General features: G+C 56.0%; 15 protein-coding genes. 8 read left to right on the top strand and 7 right to left on the bottom strand.

The window, feature by feature from the left end; translation table 11 throughout:
• Window positions 1-45: 45 nt before the first annotated feature.
• Complete coding sequence (locus tag EI77_RS03120) at window positions 46-1,521, top strand: ATPase domain-containing protein (protein WP_133793288.1); 1,476 nt, start codon at window positions 46-48, stop codon at window positions 1,519-1,521.
• Between the two features lie 21 nt (window positions 1,522-1,542).
• Window positions 1,543-3,183, top strand: a complete 1,641-nt coding sequence (locus EI77_RS03115) for an ATP-binding protein (RefSeq protein ID WP_133793287.1) — start codon at window positions 1,543-1,545, stop codon at window positions 3,181-3,183.
• Between the two features lie 19 nt (window positions 3,184-3,202).
• On the opposite strand, the gene nth is transcribed toward EI77_RS03115, so the two are convergent.
• Entirely contained in the window at window positions 3,203-3,856 is a 654-nt protein-coding gene (nth, locus tag EI77_RS03110) for an endonuclease III (protein WP_133793286.1), read from the bottom strand.
• Window positions 3,857-3,869: 13 nt separating this feature from the next.
• Entirely contained in the window at window positions 3,870-4,283 is a 414-nt protein-coding gene (locus EI77_RS03105) for a 3D domain-containing protein (RefSeq protein WP_243838647.1), read from the bottom strand.
• A gap of 351 nt (window positions 4,284-4,634) precedes the next feature.
• On the opposite strand from EI77_RS03105, the gene EI77_RS03100 reads away from it, so the two are divergent.
• The gene (locus EI77_RS03100; protein WP_133793284.1) at window positions 4,635-5,609 is read left to right on the top strand and encodes a hypothetical protein; all 975 of its coding nucleotides are present in this window, start codon (window positions 4,635-4,637) and stop codon (window positions 5,607-5,609) included.
• On the opposite strand, the gene EI77_RS03095 is transcribed toward EI77_RS03100, so the two are convergent.
• The 5 genes from EI77_RS03095 to EI77_RS23955 form a co-directional block, all read right to left on the bottom strand.
• Complete coding sequence (locus EI77_RS03095; RefSeq protein ID WP_133793283.1) at window positions 5,599-6,624, bottom strand: PIN/TRAM domain-containing protein; 1,026 nt, start codon at window positions 6,622-6,624, stop codon at window positions 5,599-5,601. The two genes, EI77_RS03100 and EI77_RS03095, sit on opposite strands and share 11 nt — an antisense overlap.
• A gap of 126 nt (window positions 6,625-6,750) precedes the next feature.
• Window positions 6,751-8,421, bottom strand: a complete 1,671-nt coding sequence (ilvD, locus tag EI77_RS03090; protein WP_133793282.1) for a dihydroxy-acid dehydratase — start codon at window positions 8,419-8,421, stop codon at window positions 6,751-6,753.
• A gap of 161 nt (window positions 8,422-8,582) precedes the next feature.
• On the bottom strand, window positions 8,583-9,443 hold the full coding sequence (locus EI77_RS03085; protein WP_133793281.1) for a hypothetical protein: 861 nt from the start codon (window positions 9,441-9,443) through the stop codon (window positions 8,583-8,585).
• A gap of 182 nt (window positions 9,444-9,625) precedes the next feature.
• Complete coding sequence (locus EI77_RS03080; protein WP_133793280.1) at window positions 9,626-10,321, bottom strand: hypothetical protein; 696 nt, start codon at window positions 10,319-10,321, stop codon at window positions 9,626-9,628.
• A 102-nt stretch (window positions 10,322-10,423) separates the two neighbouring features.
• A complete protein-coding gene (locus EI77_RS23955; protein WP_133793279.1) occupies window positions 10,424-10,924 on the bottom strand; it encodes a LysM peptidoglycan-binding domain-containing protein in 501 nt (166 codons plus the stop codon).
• A 171-nt stretch (window positions 10,925-11,095) separates the two neighbouring features.
• Here EI77_RS23955 and EI77_RS03070 point away from each other — a divergent pair, with 171 nt between their 5' ends.
• The 5 genes from EI77_RS03070 (at window position 11,096) to EI77_RS03055 (ending at window position 16,482) form a co-directional block, all read left to right on the top strand.
• Window positions 11,096-11,950, top strand: a complete 855-nt coding sequence (locus EI77_RS03070; RefSeq protein WP_133793278.1) for a sugar phosphate isomerase/epimerase family protein — start codon at window positions 11,096-11,098, stop codon at window positions 11,948-11,950.
• 39 nt (window positions 11,951-11,989) lie between these two features.
• Entirely contained in the window at window positions 11,990-13,387 is a 1,398-nt protein-coding gene (locus EI77_RS03065; protein WP_133793277.1) for a Gfo/Idh/MocA family protein, read from the top strand.
• Window positions 13,388-13,849: 462 nt separating this feature from the next.
• On the top strand, window positions 13,850-14,023 hold the full coding sequence (locus tag EI77_RS23240; RefSeq protein WP_166647000.1) for a hypothetical protein: 174 nt from the start codon (window positions 13,850-13,852) through the stop codon (window positions 14,021-14,023).
• Window positions 14,024-14,716: 693 nt separating this feature from the next.
• Window positions 14,717-15,508: a hypothetical protein gene (locus tag EI77_RS03060; RefSeq protein ID WP_133793276.1), complete on the top strand. Its 792-nt coding sequence runs from the start codon at window positions 14,717-14,719 to the stop codon at window positions 15,506-15,508.
• Window positions 15,505-16,482 carry a hypothetical protein gene (locus EI77_RS03055; protein WP_133793275.1) on the top strand — a complete coding sequence of 326 codons (978 nt, stop codon included), beginning with the start codon at window positions 15,505-15,507 and terminating at the stop codon, window positions 16,480-16,482. The genes EI77_RS03060 and EI77_RS03055 overlap by 4 nt, the downstream gene beginning before the upstream one ends.
• Window positions 16,483-16,496 lie beyond the last annotated feature (14 nt).

The raw sequence follows: 16,496 nt of genomic DNA, 5'->3' as shown, positions 1-16,496 counted from the left end.
TACGGTTCACCAAGCCCTATCCGAAAAAACCTGAACAATTGAGTTATGGATACCCAGCCCACTGTATTACACAGCGACCGCTGTGCAACGGGCGTCGAAGGGCTCGACGTCATTCTTAAGGGGGGATTGCCGAGGAATCGGCTTTATTTGCTAAAAGGAGACCCCGGAGTAGGCAAAACAACCTTGGCCATGCAGTTTCTGCTGGAAGGAAAAAAAGTCGGCGAAAAAGGCTTGTACATCACCCTTTCTGAGACACGGGATGAGATCCTGGTCGTTGCCGATTCTCACGGGTGGGATCTCTCTGGCATCCAGCTTTATGAACTTTCTTCCATTGAAGAGAAGATCCGCAATGACAGCGAAAATACGTTTTTTCACCCATCCGAGATTGAGCTGAACCGCACCATCAGCGCGTTGATCGATGAGGTGATCCGCATTGGTCCAGCGCGTGTCGTGTTCGATTCGCTTTCTGAACTGAGAATGTTGGCGGATACACCCCTGCGCTATAGACGCCAGATTTTACAGCTAAAGCAATTTTTCGCCGGTAGGGAATGCACTGTTCTGCTCCTGGATGACCGGTCCTCTAACAGCAATGACTTGCAGGTGGAAAGCATTGCTCATGGGGTGCTAAACCTGTCGAGCTTAAGCTCAGGTTATGGGGTCTCACAGCGGCAGTTGCGCGTGGTGAAGATCCGGGGATCGGACTTTCTGGAAGGGACCCATGACTTGAACCTGAAGAAAGGCGGCATGGTGATCTACCCGCGCCTTGTAACAGAGAGACTAAATTATGAATTTCCCCGTGAAAACTTTTCCAGTAACATCCCTGAGCTCGATTCGCTCTTGGGGGGCGGTCTAGGCAGAGGCACGAGTACGATTTTAATGGGTCCGCCCGGGACTGGCAAATCGACCCTGACTCTTCAATTTGCTCTAACGGCTGCCGAGCAAGGGAAAAAAGTGTTGGTGTTTGTCTTTGATGAGACGGTGGGCACCTTGATGGATCGCTCCGCCAAGTTAGGAATGGATTTAAGGCCAATGGTGGAGAATGGGCTGATTGATATCCAATGCGTGGATCCGGCAGAAATTTCCCCAGGAGAGCTGGCTCATCGTGCCCGCGTGGCTGTGAGCAAGGATGGATTCAATATGATCATCATTGACAGCATCAATGGTTACCTGAATGCCATGCCTGCTGAGCGCTATCTCATCCTGCAACTACACGAGCTCCTGGCTTATTTGAATCAGCAAGGGGTCATCACGATCATGGTGCTGGCGCAGCAGGGCCTGATCGGCCAGATGCAGTCGTCAGTGGATCTGACTTATCTGGCGGACACCGTGGTCTTGCTTCGCTTTTATGAGTCTCGGGGGGAGGTGAAACAGGCAGTTTCTGTCATCAAGAAACGCAGTGGCGATCATGAACGAACGATCCGTGGAATGACGGTGACAGCCGCCGGGATCAAGGTGGGGGAACCTTTACGTGAACTCCAGGGAGTGCTCACAGGGGTGCCAAATTTTGTGATCGAAAAGTGACACCGAAAACCGCGCTTATTCATGGAAGAATCATCCGCAGCATCTGCCCGCTTCGAGAGCCAAGTCTCAGAAGGAGAAGCGGCAGGCAGAAGCGAGTCGGATATCCTCATCCTGGCCCCCACCCGAAATGATGCACGGTTGACCTTCGAATTTCTAAAAAAGGCCGGCTTGGATGCTGCCATCTGTGAAGGTTTTGGCGATCTATGCCAGAGGGTGGAGGCTGGCTGCGGAGCTCTGCTCCTTGCTGAAGAGGTGCTGACTGACCATACCATCCGTCACCTCATTCTTTTACTGCAAAAGCAGCCCTCCTGGTCAGACCTGCCCATTGTGATCATTACTGGCACCGGAGAATCCGCCATCCGCAGGAGGCAGCTTGCTGCTCTGGAGCCTACTGGAAATGCTTCCATCATTGAGCGCCCTGTACGCCCAGGCACCTTGGTCAGTACTTTGGAATCTGCCATGAGATCGCGTCGGCGGCAGTACCAGGTACGCTCCCTGCTGGAGGAGAGGGAAAAAATGACCGCTGATGCTTTGCAGGCGGATCGCAGGAAGGATGAGTTCCTGGCCATGCTCGCCCATGAACTGCGAAATCCCCTGGCCTCGGTCTCAAACGCGGCCACGCTGCTGAAGACGACGAGCGATCTCGAAACTCAGGCCTGGGCAGCAGGGGTGATTGAGCGTCAGACCAACCAGTTAGCTCACCTGATTGACGACTTGCTTGATGTATCCAGGATCACGACCGGCAAGATCCGTCTTCGTCATGCGATTACAGACATGGCCATGATCCTGGACCGGGCTTGTGATTCCGCGCGGCCATTGATGACAGAGCGCGGTCACCATTTCACCTGCGACTTTGAACGAGGGAAACTTTATCTCAAAGCCGACCCGACACGAATCGAACAGGTGGTTTTGAATTTGCTCACCAATGCGGCGAAATACACGCCTAAAGGCGGAAGGATCCAGTTGCTGGCTAGCCGTCAGGGACAAGATATTGTGGTGACCATCAAAGACAATGGGATGGGCATCGAGCCGAAGCGGTTGCCGGAAATGTTCCAGCTCTTCACCCAGGGGGAGCGCTCCATCGCCAGGAGTGAAGGCGGACTTGGCATCGGCCTGACGATTGTACAAAAGCTCACAGAAATGCATGGGGGTAAAGTGGAAGCTCACAGCGAGGGGCCAGGGCTGGGCAGCAGCTTCACGGTTTATCTTCCCGCAGCAGTGGCGCAGGTATCCAGCGATCAGAACATAGGGGCTGGTCCCGCCGATAAGGGGAAATCTCTCCGGGTGCTGGTGGTGGATGATAACGTGGACTCCGCAGTGGGTCTGTCTAAACTCCTGAAGAGGGTGGGCCATGAAGTCAGTGTGGCTTATGACGGCCCTGAGGCATTGGAAAAGGCCCGTGGACAGGTCCCCCAGGCTGTCGTGCTGGATATCGGGCTGCCCAGCATGGATGGTTATGAGGTGGCGCGGCTGTTGCGACAGGAGTTTGCGGAAAGCCAGCCTTTGCTCATCGCCGTCACCGGCTATGGCCAAGAAGAGGATAGACAGCGCGCGATGGAGGCAGGGTTTGATCATCATCTCGTCAAACCGGTGGATGTGACCAAGCTTAAATCACTGCTGAGTGAACAGAGGGAAAGAGTTGGGGATGCTGAGGTAAAGTAGCGTGAAGCCCCTTCACGGATCAGGCCTTCTTCGTTTTGAGTGCCTTTTTTCGCTCAGGAAAAAGCGTCGTGCAGATTTCGCAGACAGTGCCGTCACAGCCCCGGGCGCTGCAATGTTCGCGCCCGTAAAAGATGATCTGCAGGTGCAGTTTGTTCCAGGATGAAATGGGAAAGAGGCGCTTGAGATCCCTCTCGGTCTGGAGAACATTTTTTCCCTCGGTCAATTTCCAGCGCTGGGCGAGGCGGTGGATGTGGGTATCCACCGGAAAGGAAGGAACGCCAAACGACTGAGCCATCACTACCTGCGCCGTTTTATGTCCGACGCCAGGCAGTTGCTCAAGGGCATCAATATCCTGAGGTACCTGGCCCCCATACTGATCCACCAGGATTTGAGAAAGTTTCTGGATGGCTTTGGCCTTTTGAGGCCCCAGACCACAGGGCTTGACGATTTTTTCGATCTCTTCGACCGGGATCTTGGCCATCGCTTCTGGAGTATTGGCCAGAGACCACAGCTTGGGGGTGATGAGGTTTACCCGCACATCTGTGCACTGGGCGGAGAGCAGGACCGCGACCAGCAGGGTATAAGCATCGGTGTGATCCAGCGGGATGGGGGGATCTGGATAAAGCTGCCCCAGGCGATGGAGCACATAGCTGGCGCGTTCTGTCTTGGTCACAGAGAAGGAGCCATTAACTGCGCTGGAGCCGCTGCACCATTTTCCGTACGTGATCGTATTTGGTGCGGTCCTTCATGATGGCTAGGCTTTTGGACTTGGAGCCCCAGCGGAGAACCCGGATGTTTACATTGCGCACGCCCCAGGCATTCATGTGGGCTTTCGTAGGCTGATAAATATCGATGGTATTGGTGCCCACCAGCGCGGAGCCATAATCATCCACCTGGTAAATGTAAGGCGTGCCTTCAATCTGGAAGATAGTGCCGACCGGATACACAGACCAGTCTGCTGCTGCGCTGCGGAGGACACTGCCGTATTTCAACTGGGAGCCCACCGCCGTACGCGCACCATACTGAATATGGTCGGACTCACTATGCGTATAAGCAGTCGTGCGCACGGCTGTGATGCGTGTGCCCTTTTGAGACTTCACCTTGCTTCCGGATGAAGAGCAGGAACAAAGAAGCGCTGCGACAAAACAGAGCAGGCAGGTGGTGACATTTCTCATCATTAAAGAATCTTAATATTCAAGCTACCGCTGAATTGATCATTATGGTGAGGCATGCGCGCGTCAAAATCAATCACGGATTTTTGCCGTAGGACCACCTGCATGGTTCCCTGCGATGCAGAAGGTGCCTTTCAGTCGATAGGGGTGTCCACGCTTTCAGCCCCTGGTAATAGATTTATCCCATTCCGCAGCAGGCAGCATATGAAAAGTTTATACCCCAGCCATTGCTGATGAGATTGATATGGAAATTATGTTAAATTCGTTTTAATTTATACTATGTCGCTACCCTGGAGGCATTTTATCCGTCAGGCACTTCTTTTTGTGGGAGTGTTCGGGAGCCTGCTGCCCCGGGATGGGAATGCGGTGATCCTGTATGATTCAGGCGAGAATACGACAGCCCCGACGGGAATCTATACGGACAGCGGCTGGGCATACCAGGGGGAGTATGGAGATTTCCTGGGCACGATGATTGCACCGCAGTATTTCATCACGGCAGGGCATATCGGAGTATCCGCTGATCCTACTTTTACGAGCCTTTCAGACGTGACTTATACGATTGATGCTTCGGCTAACGGAGGGCAGGGGTTCTGGACGGTCGGCGGTACCGATCTGCGTATTTATAAGATCAACGAGACCTTTTCCTCTTATGCAACGCTCTATACAGGAACGGCTGAGGAAGGAATGGATCTGGTCGTCTTTGGCAGAGGCGGGCCACGCGGTGCGGAAGTGGAACTGGGTGGCGACCTGAAGGGCTGGTATCACACCGGGGCTGACGGGGTGGTGCGGTGGGGGGAGAATGTGGTGGACGGCATCACGACGTTGGAGGGAAACGAGTACCTGCGGGCTTCATTCGATGCGGTGGCCGGGCAGAATGAAGCCACTCTTTCGGTGGGGGATTCAGGCGGCGCTGTCTTCGTCAATGACGGCGGGGTATGGAAACTGGCCGGGATCAATTTTGGAGTGGATGGTTTTTTTGACACGAACAATATCACAGGGGATGGCACGGAGTTTGATGCGGCTTTGTTTGACCGAGGTGGCTTTTATCAGGGCAGCGACGGATCCGGATGGGTAGGGCCACTGCCAAATGGAACTGCGGCCAGCTTTTATTCAGCGCGAATTTCGACGAGTGCTCTGGAAATTCAGAGCATCGTAGGCGTTCCTGAGCCAGGCGGGATTTGCCTGCTCATCGTGGGTGGTTTATTCGGGCTTAGACGCTGCCGCCACCTGATAAAAAAGGATCTTACCTTTTGAGCTCGGCAAAAATGAGACGACCCGCTGAAGTAGGAAGTGCACCCGAAATGGCGACTTCAACGGTCTGGCCGATGTGCGCCGCAGCATTGTTGACCACGATCATGGTTCCATCCGGCAAATAGCCGATGGCTTGATGCTTATCCTTTCCGGCTTTGGTCAGGGAAAGGGACAATTCATCGCCAGGATTGAGCTGCGGTTGCAGGGAAATGGCGAGATCATTAAAACTCAGCACCACAATGCCGCGCAGGCGGGCCACTTTGGCGAGGTTTTCATCATTGGTCAGCAGCCGGGCATTGAGCTCCCGCGCGAGGGACACGAGTTTTGTATCCACCGGGATATCTCGGAAATTTCCAGGAGGATCCTCATGAATGGTCAGGCGGAGATCATCCGCCATGCGCATTTTTTCCATGATCTCCAGCCCGCGTCTGCCACGGATCACTTTTTGAGGATCACCGGATTCGGTGAGCCGTTGTAATTCATCCAAGACAAAGCGCGGGATGACCAGGGCACCGGTGAGAAAGCCCGTCTGAATGACGGCTGAAATGCGGCCATCAATGATGACATTGGTATCCAGCAGAAGGGGCTCCCCCTCCAGGCCATCGCGGCGGAAACGGACATACGGAATGAGGAGGGCGAACTGGTCGCGGTCACTGCGCAGGGCGAAGGTGACACCAAAGAAAGCCAGGGAGGTATAAATGAGGATTTCGACAACGTTGCGAACAGCATCTCCATCCAACATGGACTGGAAGTAGATAAGCTGAAAAACACCGATACGGGTGATGAGCCACGCGCAGAAAAGACCGATGGCCAGGCCAAACGTGGCGTGGGAAAAGTCTCGCAGGCTGAAGCGGGCAAACAGGAGATCCAGCACAAGGAGCAATCCCATGATGCAGGCCCCCGTCGTAGCTCCGATCCAGGCCGGCTGCTGAAACCCCAGGGCAATGGTGATGCCAGTGAAGACAAACAGGGCAAAGAACAAGGCCCGGACGAGCCGGATGGACCATGTGGATTTCATACAAGTAATTCGTTAAACCATAAGGGCACTAAGTCGGTGTGACGAGCAGAAAGGGGCCGAAGCAAGTACGCGGACCTTCATTTTAGAGGCCTCTTTTTAGCTCGAAAATAACAGGCTGGCGCAGATTTACCTGAGAACCCAGGACGAGACACAGCCTTCGTGGGCCTGCTGGGCAGTGGCGGCGAAATCTGCCAGGTATCCGCGACCAGGCACGGGCTTGGCCCATTCAGCCTTGCGGGTGGAAAGATCGGCATGGAGATGAATGGTCCCCTCAAGCAAATCGAACTCGATTTCATCCCCATCTTCAATGGCGGCGATAGGCCCACCCACGACTGCTTCAGGAGAGCAATGGATGCCCATGACGCCATGCGAGACACCGGAGACGCGACCATCCGAAAGGAATGCAACTTGGCCATCAAGTTCAGGAACTGCCAGCGCTGCGCTGGCAACGAGCAACTCCGGCATGCCCGCAGCAATAGGGCCGACGCCTCGGAGGACGACGAAGTGGCCTGGACGAATACGTTTTTCCGCAGCCGCATCGGACACTGCTTTCACGCTGTCAAAACAGATGGCGCGGCCCTTAAAGCGCGGACTCTGGCGGGAGGAAACTTTGAAAACCATGCCGTGGGGGGCGAGGTTGCCAAAGCAAACCTGGAGGTCGGCATAGTCTTTGAAAGGCTGTCCGAGGGGCGCGATAAGGTCCTGATCCACGGGTACATCAGGACAATGGGAGACATTTTCGGCTAAAGTTTTACCCGTGACGGTGATGCAACTGCCGTCAAGGAGGCCCGCATTGAGGAAATGTCGGAGCAGCATGGCGGTGCCACCGATGCGATGGAGGTCCGCCATGGTGCCACGGCCACGAGGGGCAAAGTTACAATACACGGGTGTGCGGCGGCAGATGGCCTGGATATCCCGGAGGGTAAAATCCACGCCCGCTTCCCGGGCGACGGCGAGGATATGAAGGACACCATTGGTAGAGCCGCCCATGGCCGCAATGGCCGTCATGGCATTCGTGATGGACGCTTTGGTGATGATGGTGCGAGGTCGGAGGTCCATCTCCAAAAGGAGACGCATGGCCTGACCCACACGGAGGCAATCGTCTTTTTTGGCGGGATCAACAGCGGGAATGGAGGAGGTATCCGGAAGGCTGAGGCCCATAGCTTCCAGGGCAATGCCCCAGGTATTGAAGGAGGCCGCGATGCCACACCCGCCCGCACCAGGACAGGCGGCGCGGATAATGTCCTCGGATTCCTGGTAGCTCATGGTGCCATTGTTGGCCTGAGCTTGGGAATCATACGAATCAAGGATAGTGACAGGTTTTCCGGCGTGGCAACCGGGCAGGATGCTGCCGCCATTCACGATGAGGCCGGGATAATTCAATCGAGCGAGAGCCATGGCGAAGGCTGGGCCATTTTTATCACAATGATGCACACCGATCATGCCATCATAGCAATGGGCACTGGTGACCATTTCCGCTCCGTTGGCCATGAGATTGCGGGAAACGAGTGACGACGCCCCCCCTTCGTGACCCTGGGTGATATTGTCACTGACGCCTGAAACACCAAAAGGAAAGGCAATAAGTCCAGCTTCCGCACAGCCAGCCTGGATGAGTTTGGCCACCTCATAGGCCTTCATATTGCACAGATTGCCGTCCAGAAGCGGGGTGGCGATGCCGATTTGAGGCTTTTCAAAATCAGCCTCCTGGAAACCCAGGCCCCAGTAGAATGATTTAACACCCCGCTGCCATCCATGAGTAAGTGAAGAAGAATTCCAGTTGAGGCGATGTGCGGGCATGGGGTGTGAGGAAAGATTGAAAGGCCAGAAGCCTAGTTCTGCCTGATTTCTTTACGGAAGGGCATCAAAAACAAGAACGAAGCACAGGTATAAAACAAAAACTCCCAACCAGGAGCACTGGTTGGGAGTTGGATGAAGGAATCTTTAAGACTCCGACAGAATTAGAAGCTCACGCTCAGCTTCACACCACCGAAGATTTCGTTGTCCTGAGTGTTCAGGGCGCGACGAGCGTCGAGGGAGATGTTGTAAGCGATGTAAGGGGTCAGAGTAGCGATCGAAGTCAGCTTGATTGGAGCAGACAGGGAAGGGATCACGTGTGTGAAACCACCGCTGCGGCTGCCGGCGACCACACCACTGGTGTAGTAGTCGTTACCGTAGCCAGTCTTCACGGCTGGCACGATGCTCAACCAGGAAGTGATTTCGATAGGCAGGTCAGCGCCGATTTCAGCGTAGGAACCACCGATGCGGAAGTCATAGTAGAAACCTGCATAGAGGTTCACTGGACCTGCAGCAGCAGCCACTGTGATGCCGACTTCGTCAGCGCTGGAAACGTTGCCTTCACCGGCACCGAAAGGACCAGCAGCTGTGCGACCGCCGAAACCGTCGAAGAACTCATAGTGAGTGTAAACAAGGCCGAACTTGGCGAAGCCAGCGTCGAAGTTAAGGGAAGCGGTGAGGTCGAGCTCGGAATAGTCGAGTTCGGTTTCGCCGATTTCGTCGTTAACCAGGGTGTCAACGGTGCTCAGGTAAAGAGCGCCAAGGCCAAGGGAAAGCTGTTCAGTCAGAGGGATGCTCAGGCTGAGGCCGGTCCAGGTAGCGTTGTCCGCGAACCAGAGGCCACGGTAGTATGTGCGGGTGTCGTAACCCACTTCGATGGTAGCACCGAGTGTGTCAAACAGTGCGCCGGATTCTGGTTCCACTGGAGGAACGACGCCCTTTGCAGGAGCGGAGGTGCCAGCGAAAGCGCTCAGGGAAGCCGTAGCTGCCAGAACGAGTGCCGACTTAGTGATGACGGAGGTCATGCTCTTCAATTTCATGATGGTCGATTTTGGTTTGTTGATGAGATGGAGGTGGGTCCGGGAGACCTACCACCGTGCACTGGTATTAAAGCACCCCTCAGGGTATTGCCAAGCATCTTTTCTGAAAATTATTGAGCAATATCAAATCAACCTCTGTCAAACGGGTGCACAAACCGTGCATTTATCTACTCAGCGAGGACCACGCGCAGCCCGTCGGGTGTGATCTGCAGACTCTCAATCCCTGCGAAGAAACGCTGGAGGGCCGGGTCGTTGGAGAGATTTTCATCGGCCAAGTTCACGCCTTTGATGTCTCCCAGCCACGCGTTAGGCATAGGAAGACCGCCCATTCGTACATCACGGACAATCAAAGCGACTTTTTTGGCTTCATCCATCCGTGCGGTGAGGGAAAGGCTGAGCCGGAGGGTCGTTCCAGAAATAAGAGGAAGACCCGCGTCTGCCGGGACAGGAGCGAGCACCGTGGCGGAGATGCTGTCATGCCCGAGGTCCACCTGGATGGTTTCCCCCAGCTCCTGGCTGGCCAGATAGGCATTGATCTCCTTCGCCGTGATGACCAGGGTTCGCTCTTGCTCCCCTGGGGAGACATCCGGCAGGCCGGAAGGCGCAGCGCTGGTTTCCAGCACGTGGATTTTGGCCTCCAGTGCCTGATGCTCACTCTGGCTGAGGCTGACGGGCTGGATGGGGCTGGCGTAAATGTTACGCTTCACCCACCACGCAGTGGTGGCGGCGGCGATGCCACACCCGAGGACAAAAACGCCCAAGATGGTGAGGATGATCTTCTTTCCTGACGGCCCCTGACGAAGAGGAGCTTGGGCAGGAGGAAGGGAAGGCGGGCTAGCGGGGATGTGGGGAGGTGTTTCCATAATCGTGTGAGCTGAATGGACGGTAGATAGAAGAGATTCATTCGACCCCTGCCGCCATTCCACGTTGGCTCTTATTATGGAACCGGCCCTTGCCAGATCCATTTACGGGATTCGCAGGGTCTGCCCTGGGCGAATGATGTCCGTGCTGAGGCCATTGGCAGATTTGATCTTGGCGACGGTGGTGCTGCGTTTGCGGGCAATGCCATACAGGGTGTCGCCTTTGACCACCTTATAACTTCCGCCAGATTTCTTCGCGGTGCTTTTGCTGGACGTTTTAGGTTTGGAGGATGAAACCGTTTTTTTCGGAGCGCTATACGAGCTGGAGCTGGTCTTCGGCGTGCTGCTAGGGGCATTGAAAGCGTATGGATCCGCCTCCACCGGTGCTGGCGGCGGGGTATAGGTCGGCGCACTGGAGTAGCTGCTGCTTCCGCCTTGGGCATAACCAGTCTGGCCAGGGTAGGGGTTGTAGCCGCCGTCATTGCCGTAATTGGAGACATAGGGATCGCTGCCGCCCGTCTGGCCAAATGGATTTTGACCATTTTCACAGGAAGCCAGCAGGGTACAGGTCAGGGCGGTGAGGAGGAGGCGGGCAGCGGAGATCATCGTTGGGGAAAGGAAGTTATAGAGAGGACAGTTCTGAGTATGGTTTTCAGTTTGGCATGTTCAACATGAAACCTTGGCCGTGCTGGCTGCGTTTTCATGGGCTCGCTGCAAAATCGCCGGAAAGCAAGTCTTGCGGTTTTCCTGGCGCTTTTCTAGTCTGCCCTCCCCTACATGAAAATTGGCTTCAATCTCCTCCTCTGGACCGGTCACGTGACCGATGAAAACTTCCCCGTCATTGAGAAACTCAAGGCCGCCGGCTACGACGGCGTGGAGATCCCCATCTTCGATGTCAGCAATCCCGGCCACTTTTCCACCATCGGCCGCGTGTTAAAGGATAACGGCCTAGAAGCCACCGCCGTGACGGTGCTGCCAGACGAAGCTCACAATGCCATCAGCCCAGTGGCGGCGAACCGCCAGGGAGCCATCGATCACCTGAAGCGCGTCTTCGAATGCGCCCACAATGCAGGCGTGCAGACCCTTTGCGGCCCTTATTACCAGGTGCTGGGCCAGTTCACCGGCAAGTATCCTACCGAGGAAGAGCTGAACCACGCCGCAGAAGTACATCGCGCGATTTCCCCCGTGGCCGAAGCCGCCGGGGTGAAGTGCGCCATTGAGGCCCTGAACCGCTTTGAATCCCACCTCCTAAATACCATGGAGCAGGCGGCCAGCTACGCCAAGCGGGTGGACCACGCCAATTTCGGCACCATGTACGACACGTTCCACGCCAACATCGAAGAAAAATGTCCGTTCACTGCCATCGAGACCGTGTTTAATTCCGGCAAGCTGAACCATGTGCACATTTCTGAAAACGACCGCGGCACCCCTGGCCGTGGCCACATCAACATCACCGAGCAGATCCAAAAGCTGAAGTCCCTTGGCTACGATGGCTGGATGACCATCGAAGCCTTCGGCGGCTCCCTGCCGGACCTCGCCGCCGCCACCCGCGTCTGGCGTGATTTCTTCCCATCGCCAGAGCAGGTGTACCTGGAAGGCATCGAGGTGATCAAAAAAGCCTGGAATGCGTAATCACACTTTTTGTTAATTGTTCAAACCAACCCAGATATCATGAATACCGAGACAATCCCCACCACACGCCGCGACTTTATCGGCAAAACCGCCGCCACGGCCACGGTCGCCACCGTGGCCAGCACCGGCCTCACCATCGCCCAGTCCGCCAATGTGGCCGGCAGCGACCGCATTAAAGTCGGCCTCATCGGCACCGGTGGCCGTGGCTCAGGCGCCGCCAACCAGGCGCTCAGCACCAAGCAGGAAGGCGTCATCCTCCACGCCGTGGCGGATGCCTTCAAAGAAAAGGCTGACAGCGCCCTTTCCAACCTGCGCACCAAGCATGCAGAAAAAGTGGAAGTGGATGATTCTCGCATCTTCACCGGCCTGGATGCCTACAAGCAGGTCATCGATACCTGCGACCTCGTGATCCTCACCACACCTCCAGGCTTCCGTCCTTATCACTTCGAAGCCGCCGTGAATGCAGGCAAGCACATCTTCATGGAAAAACCCGTCGCCGTCGATGCCCCCGGCGTGCGCAAAGTGCTGGAGATGGCCAAGATCGCCGATGAGAAAAATCTGAAAGTCGTCGTCGGCCTCCAGCGCCGTTACCAAAACTGCTACAAAGAAGCCCTCAAGCAGGTGAAGGAGCAGAACATCATTGGCGATATCGTCTCCGGCCAGGTGTACTGGAATGGCGGCGGCATCTGGTTCCGTGACAAGCAGCCTAACCAGTCCGAGCTCATGTACCAGATCAACAACTGGTACTTCTTCACCTGGCTCTGCGGTGACCACATCAATGAACAGCACATCCACAACATCGACGTGGCCAACTGGTTCATCGGCGGGCATCCCGTCAGCGCCCAGGGCATGGGCGGCCGCGAGCAGCGCGTGGACAAAAAGTTCGGCCAGATCTTTGACCATCATTACGTCGAGTTCACCTATGAAAACGGCGTCCGCATCAACAGCCAGTGCCGCCACCAGTCCGGCGTTTACAATGCCGTCCGCGAAGAATTCACCGGCACCAAGGGCAAGCTCTATCTGGACAATAAGCCCAACTGCTACGCCGTTGACCACAAGGGCAACGTCATCTGGAAATACCGCCCCATCGGCGGTGAAGACCCCGTCGCCGAAGCAGCTAAGCCGAAGAAATCCCGCCGTGCCAGCGATCCCGATCCTTACCAGACCGAGCACGACATCCTCCAGGCCGCCGTTCGCGACAATACGCCGATCAACAACGCCTACTACGGTGCCGAATCCACGATGACCGCCGTCATGGGCCGCATGGCCACCTATTCCGGCAAGGAAATCACCTGGGATGAATGCATCGGCTCCAAAGTCCAGCACATGCCCGCCATCGTCACCGCCGAGACCGAGCCCCCCGCCAAACCCACCGCCGACGGCGGCTACCCCGTCGCCATCCCCGGCATCAAAGTCGAAGGCGTCGAGATCATCTAAGCGAAGCCGAAAGGCGCAGCGCACGCCCCCCTCGAGTGCCGTCTCCGCCTCCCCCCGGTTTAAACTTCTGCCCAGAACCCCATCAACCCCGGTCTGCCCAACAGCAGCCCGGGGTTTTTTTGTGCCCCGTAGCCCGCTCAGTCCCTGAGCGGAAAGCAAGCTCGAAGCCCACCCATTCCCGACCTTCCCCTCAAGGAGTGCGGGCGTCCCGCCCGCATAACTGAGGCCAGGATGGCCTCACATGCTGCGGCATCCGTCCCCCCCATGGAGCACCCGCATCCCGCAGGCGGTCCAGCGTCTCGCGGAAAACCGTCCCCAGACATCCCCCATCACCCTAAATCCCGCAGACCTTCCAGCCCCCCAAGGAGTGCGGGCGTCCCGCCCGCATAACTGAGGCCAGGATGGCCTCACATGCTGCGGCATCTGCCCTCCTTAGAGCGTCCGCGTCCTGCAGGCCATTTTATGCGTCTCGCCCTCATGCCAGCGGTAAAATGCCGTCCCCCACCGCACCTCTGCGGCAGACCGTATTCACCCCTCCTGTCCCGCGACTACGACGATCCGAGTGATGCAGCAGCCTGCCTGGAAAGTATTCATCACTCTCCGAGTGATGCGAGGCGGGATGAAAGCTGGAACTGAAGAAATGACCAGAGGTTACAATAGAGCCCCTTCGAGATGAGCGCGGACACTCCTGGCCGCAACCGTTGTCTAGTCCCGCATTCATGCGGCATTCTGGAAAACATCATGCCTAAATAACAGATACCATTTCCCCCATCACTTCATGGACCCAGGTCTTCCCCTCCAGCCTCTTCATACAAAGCCCTCACCCATGCTCAAAGCACAACGGGCTTCCAGACCATAGCGAAGGGTTAGGGCGAGTCTCACGAGCTCACCCCTGGAAACGGGCAGGACCCTGGGCGTATGCTCCCAAGATACCCTTCCCGTCGAACTCCAACGGGGTTCCGCCTCTAGCCGCGCCATTCAAGCGCGGTCCCCCCCAGGACCGCATTCTCTCATAGAGTCGCAGCAGTCAATAGTAATGTTGCCACCGCTTCACTGTTTGACCTATACGTGTTTAGACCGTTTCTTCTTGACTATCTGAGGGATCTTCGCTTGAGATTCTCCTTCTTTTCCTTAATGCAACAGTTCCTTGACCAACTTGCCAATGCTCCTGGGCCCTACTCAGGGCACAAAATGCCCATTTTGGCCACCCGTCGGAGAAAGCGTTTGGTGGAAAATTTGGAGCTTGATGCGCCAACTCTCCGTTCAGCATCGTGGACTTATCCAAACGGTGCACCTCCCGGACGCGGAGAAAATCTCCCTCTTCCCGCCTTGGCAGAAGCCACAAGACGTTTAGATGCGCGTCCGTCATCGCGAGCGGCAGGACTTTCGTTCGCTGATTTGCTCATGGAGGCCGGTAAAGCACTCAATCCCATGATCGCAGGTGCAGGCTGCGACTTCTTTTTTCGCAAAGCTTCGGCGTTTGAGAGCCTCACCGGGCGCGTGTGGAACGTTGCTCCACTGAATGCTCTTCGCTTCAATTTTTTGGGGGCCGGTGGGGTTTGGAAAAAGGCAGTCTATGATTGGTTCACCGCCGCCGCGCCAGCCAGTTTGCCAGTGCAGCCTGACGGCGGTTTGGTCAGCCTGTGCGCCAACGGTTCATCATTCTGGCTCTCGGATCAATCTCCCTTGGATCTGCTGGCTGCGAAAGGAATGAAACAGGGAACGCAAGACGCCGCATGGACAGTGTTGCGCGAGTTGGCCCTGCCGGGTTACGAAACACGCGGTCGCCGCAGGGAGGCCATGGGCTTGGTTGCAATCGAGTTTGACGCTGCGCTGCTCGTGGACGGGGTCATTCAAGGAGGGGCGTGGAAACCGACCGCCATGGATGCTTTGAACTTCAAGGGCTATTGTTTTCTGCCGGGAAAGGCCCCTGACCCTCATGGCCTGACTTGGCCGCTTTTAAAGATCCTGCGCCGGCATTCGGCAAAGGACGGTTTACGGGAATTTGTCCATCCCCACATTGCAGTTCCGGCTCTCGAAGGCGGTGTTCGCACCGTCCATCTTCTTGGGTTATTTGATGCAGAATGTGAAACCGCATGGAATAGTCTCTCGCCCCCATGAGTCTCCGAACCATCCTATTGGACGAATTGAACGTCCTCGCAAAAAAAAACGATCCCGGTTTCGCGACGAAAATCCGGGCCGTGATGGTTGACCGGAATCCTGCAACCCTTGACCCTGATGAGCATGATCCAGTGGCGACCGCTGCTCTGGCATGGAAGGAAGTAGCCCCCCGAGGCCGAGAGGCGTTTGAGAACTGTGCGGAGAAGCTTATTGACGACTTGGAGCAGGCCAGGATCCAGAACGAAGCGACGGTTTGCGACTGGCCATTCGCCTTTGCCATGGTGCGTCTTCTCCGAATGTTGCCAGAGGGCATGCCGGAAGAGTCTTTCAAGGGTCGTTGCGTGCGCAAGCTTTCCGGACTTGTGGCAGAGAGGCAGGAGTTTTTGGTCCTTGTGGCTGGTTCCAAAGTTAAGCCAGATGACTTTTGGACTGAATCCTTCCGCCTCTACCTCGGGTGGCATGCTCTTCAGCCGGCTTGGTTGGAAACCATGTGGCTCAACGCCCTGCGCGACAAAGCATGGCCCCTAGATCAGGGGGCACGTCTCTTTTTGGAGGACGCAGCAATTCGTCATCCCTCCTTTGTCACCGTAGACCGGCTTACGGACTTTTGGCGGGTTGCTGTGAATCGCAATGCTTCTGTTCAGGAGATCAAGCGCTGGTTCTATGTGGTTGGAGCATCTCTGGAGGTCAGCGCAACAGGTCAGGAACAGTTGACCAAGCTGCATGACGATTTTGGAGGGTATCTCCAGGACCGCCGACATGAAGAGCGCGGCCTGCCCTGGGACCATTTTGTCGAATGCATGAGCGCCTTGTTCAGGAATGAAGCCAAGCGAAAAGCAATTCTTGGTTGTAAATCTCCTGAGAGGCTCCCACAAACCGCAAAAAAAGCCCATGAAGAGATCCCTTTAAAGTACAAATCCCCAACCGGATCCGTTACGACCGACTTGCTCGACTGCCTAAAGGCAGCAGCGTAGTAGGAATAAATTCT

This window comes from Prosthecobacter fusiformis (assembly GCF_004364345.1).
In the GTDB taxonomy this organism is placed as follows: Bacteria; Verrucomicrobiota; Verrucomicrobiia; order Verrucomicrobiales; family Verrucomicrobiaceae; genus Prosthecobacter; species Prosthecobacter fusiformis.
The sequence above is the reverse complement of the archived record's forward strand: the minus strand, read 5'-3'. Positions and strand labels throughout refer to the sequence as shown.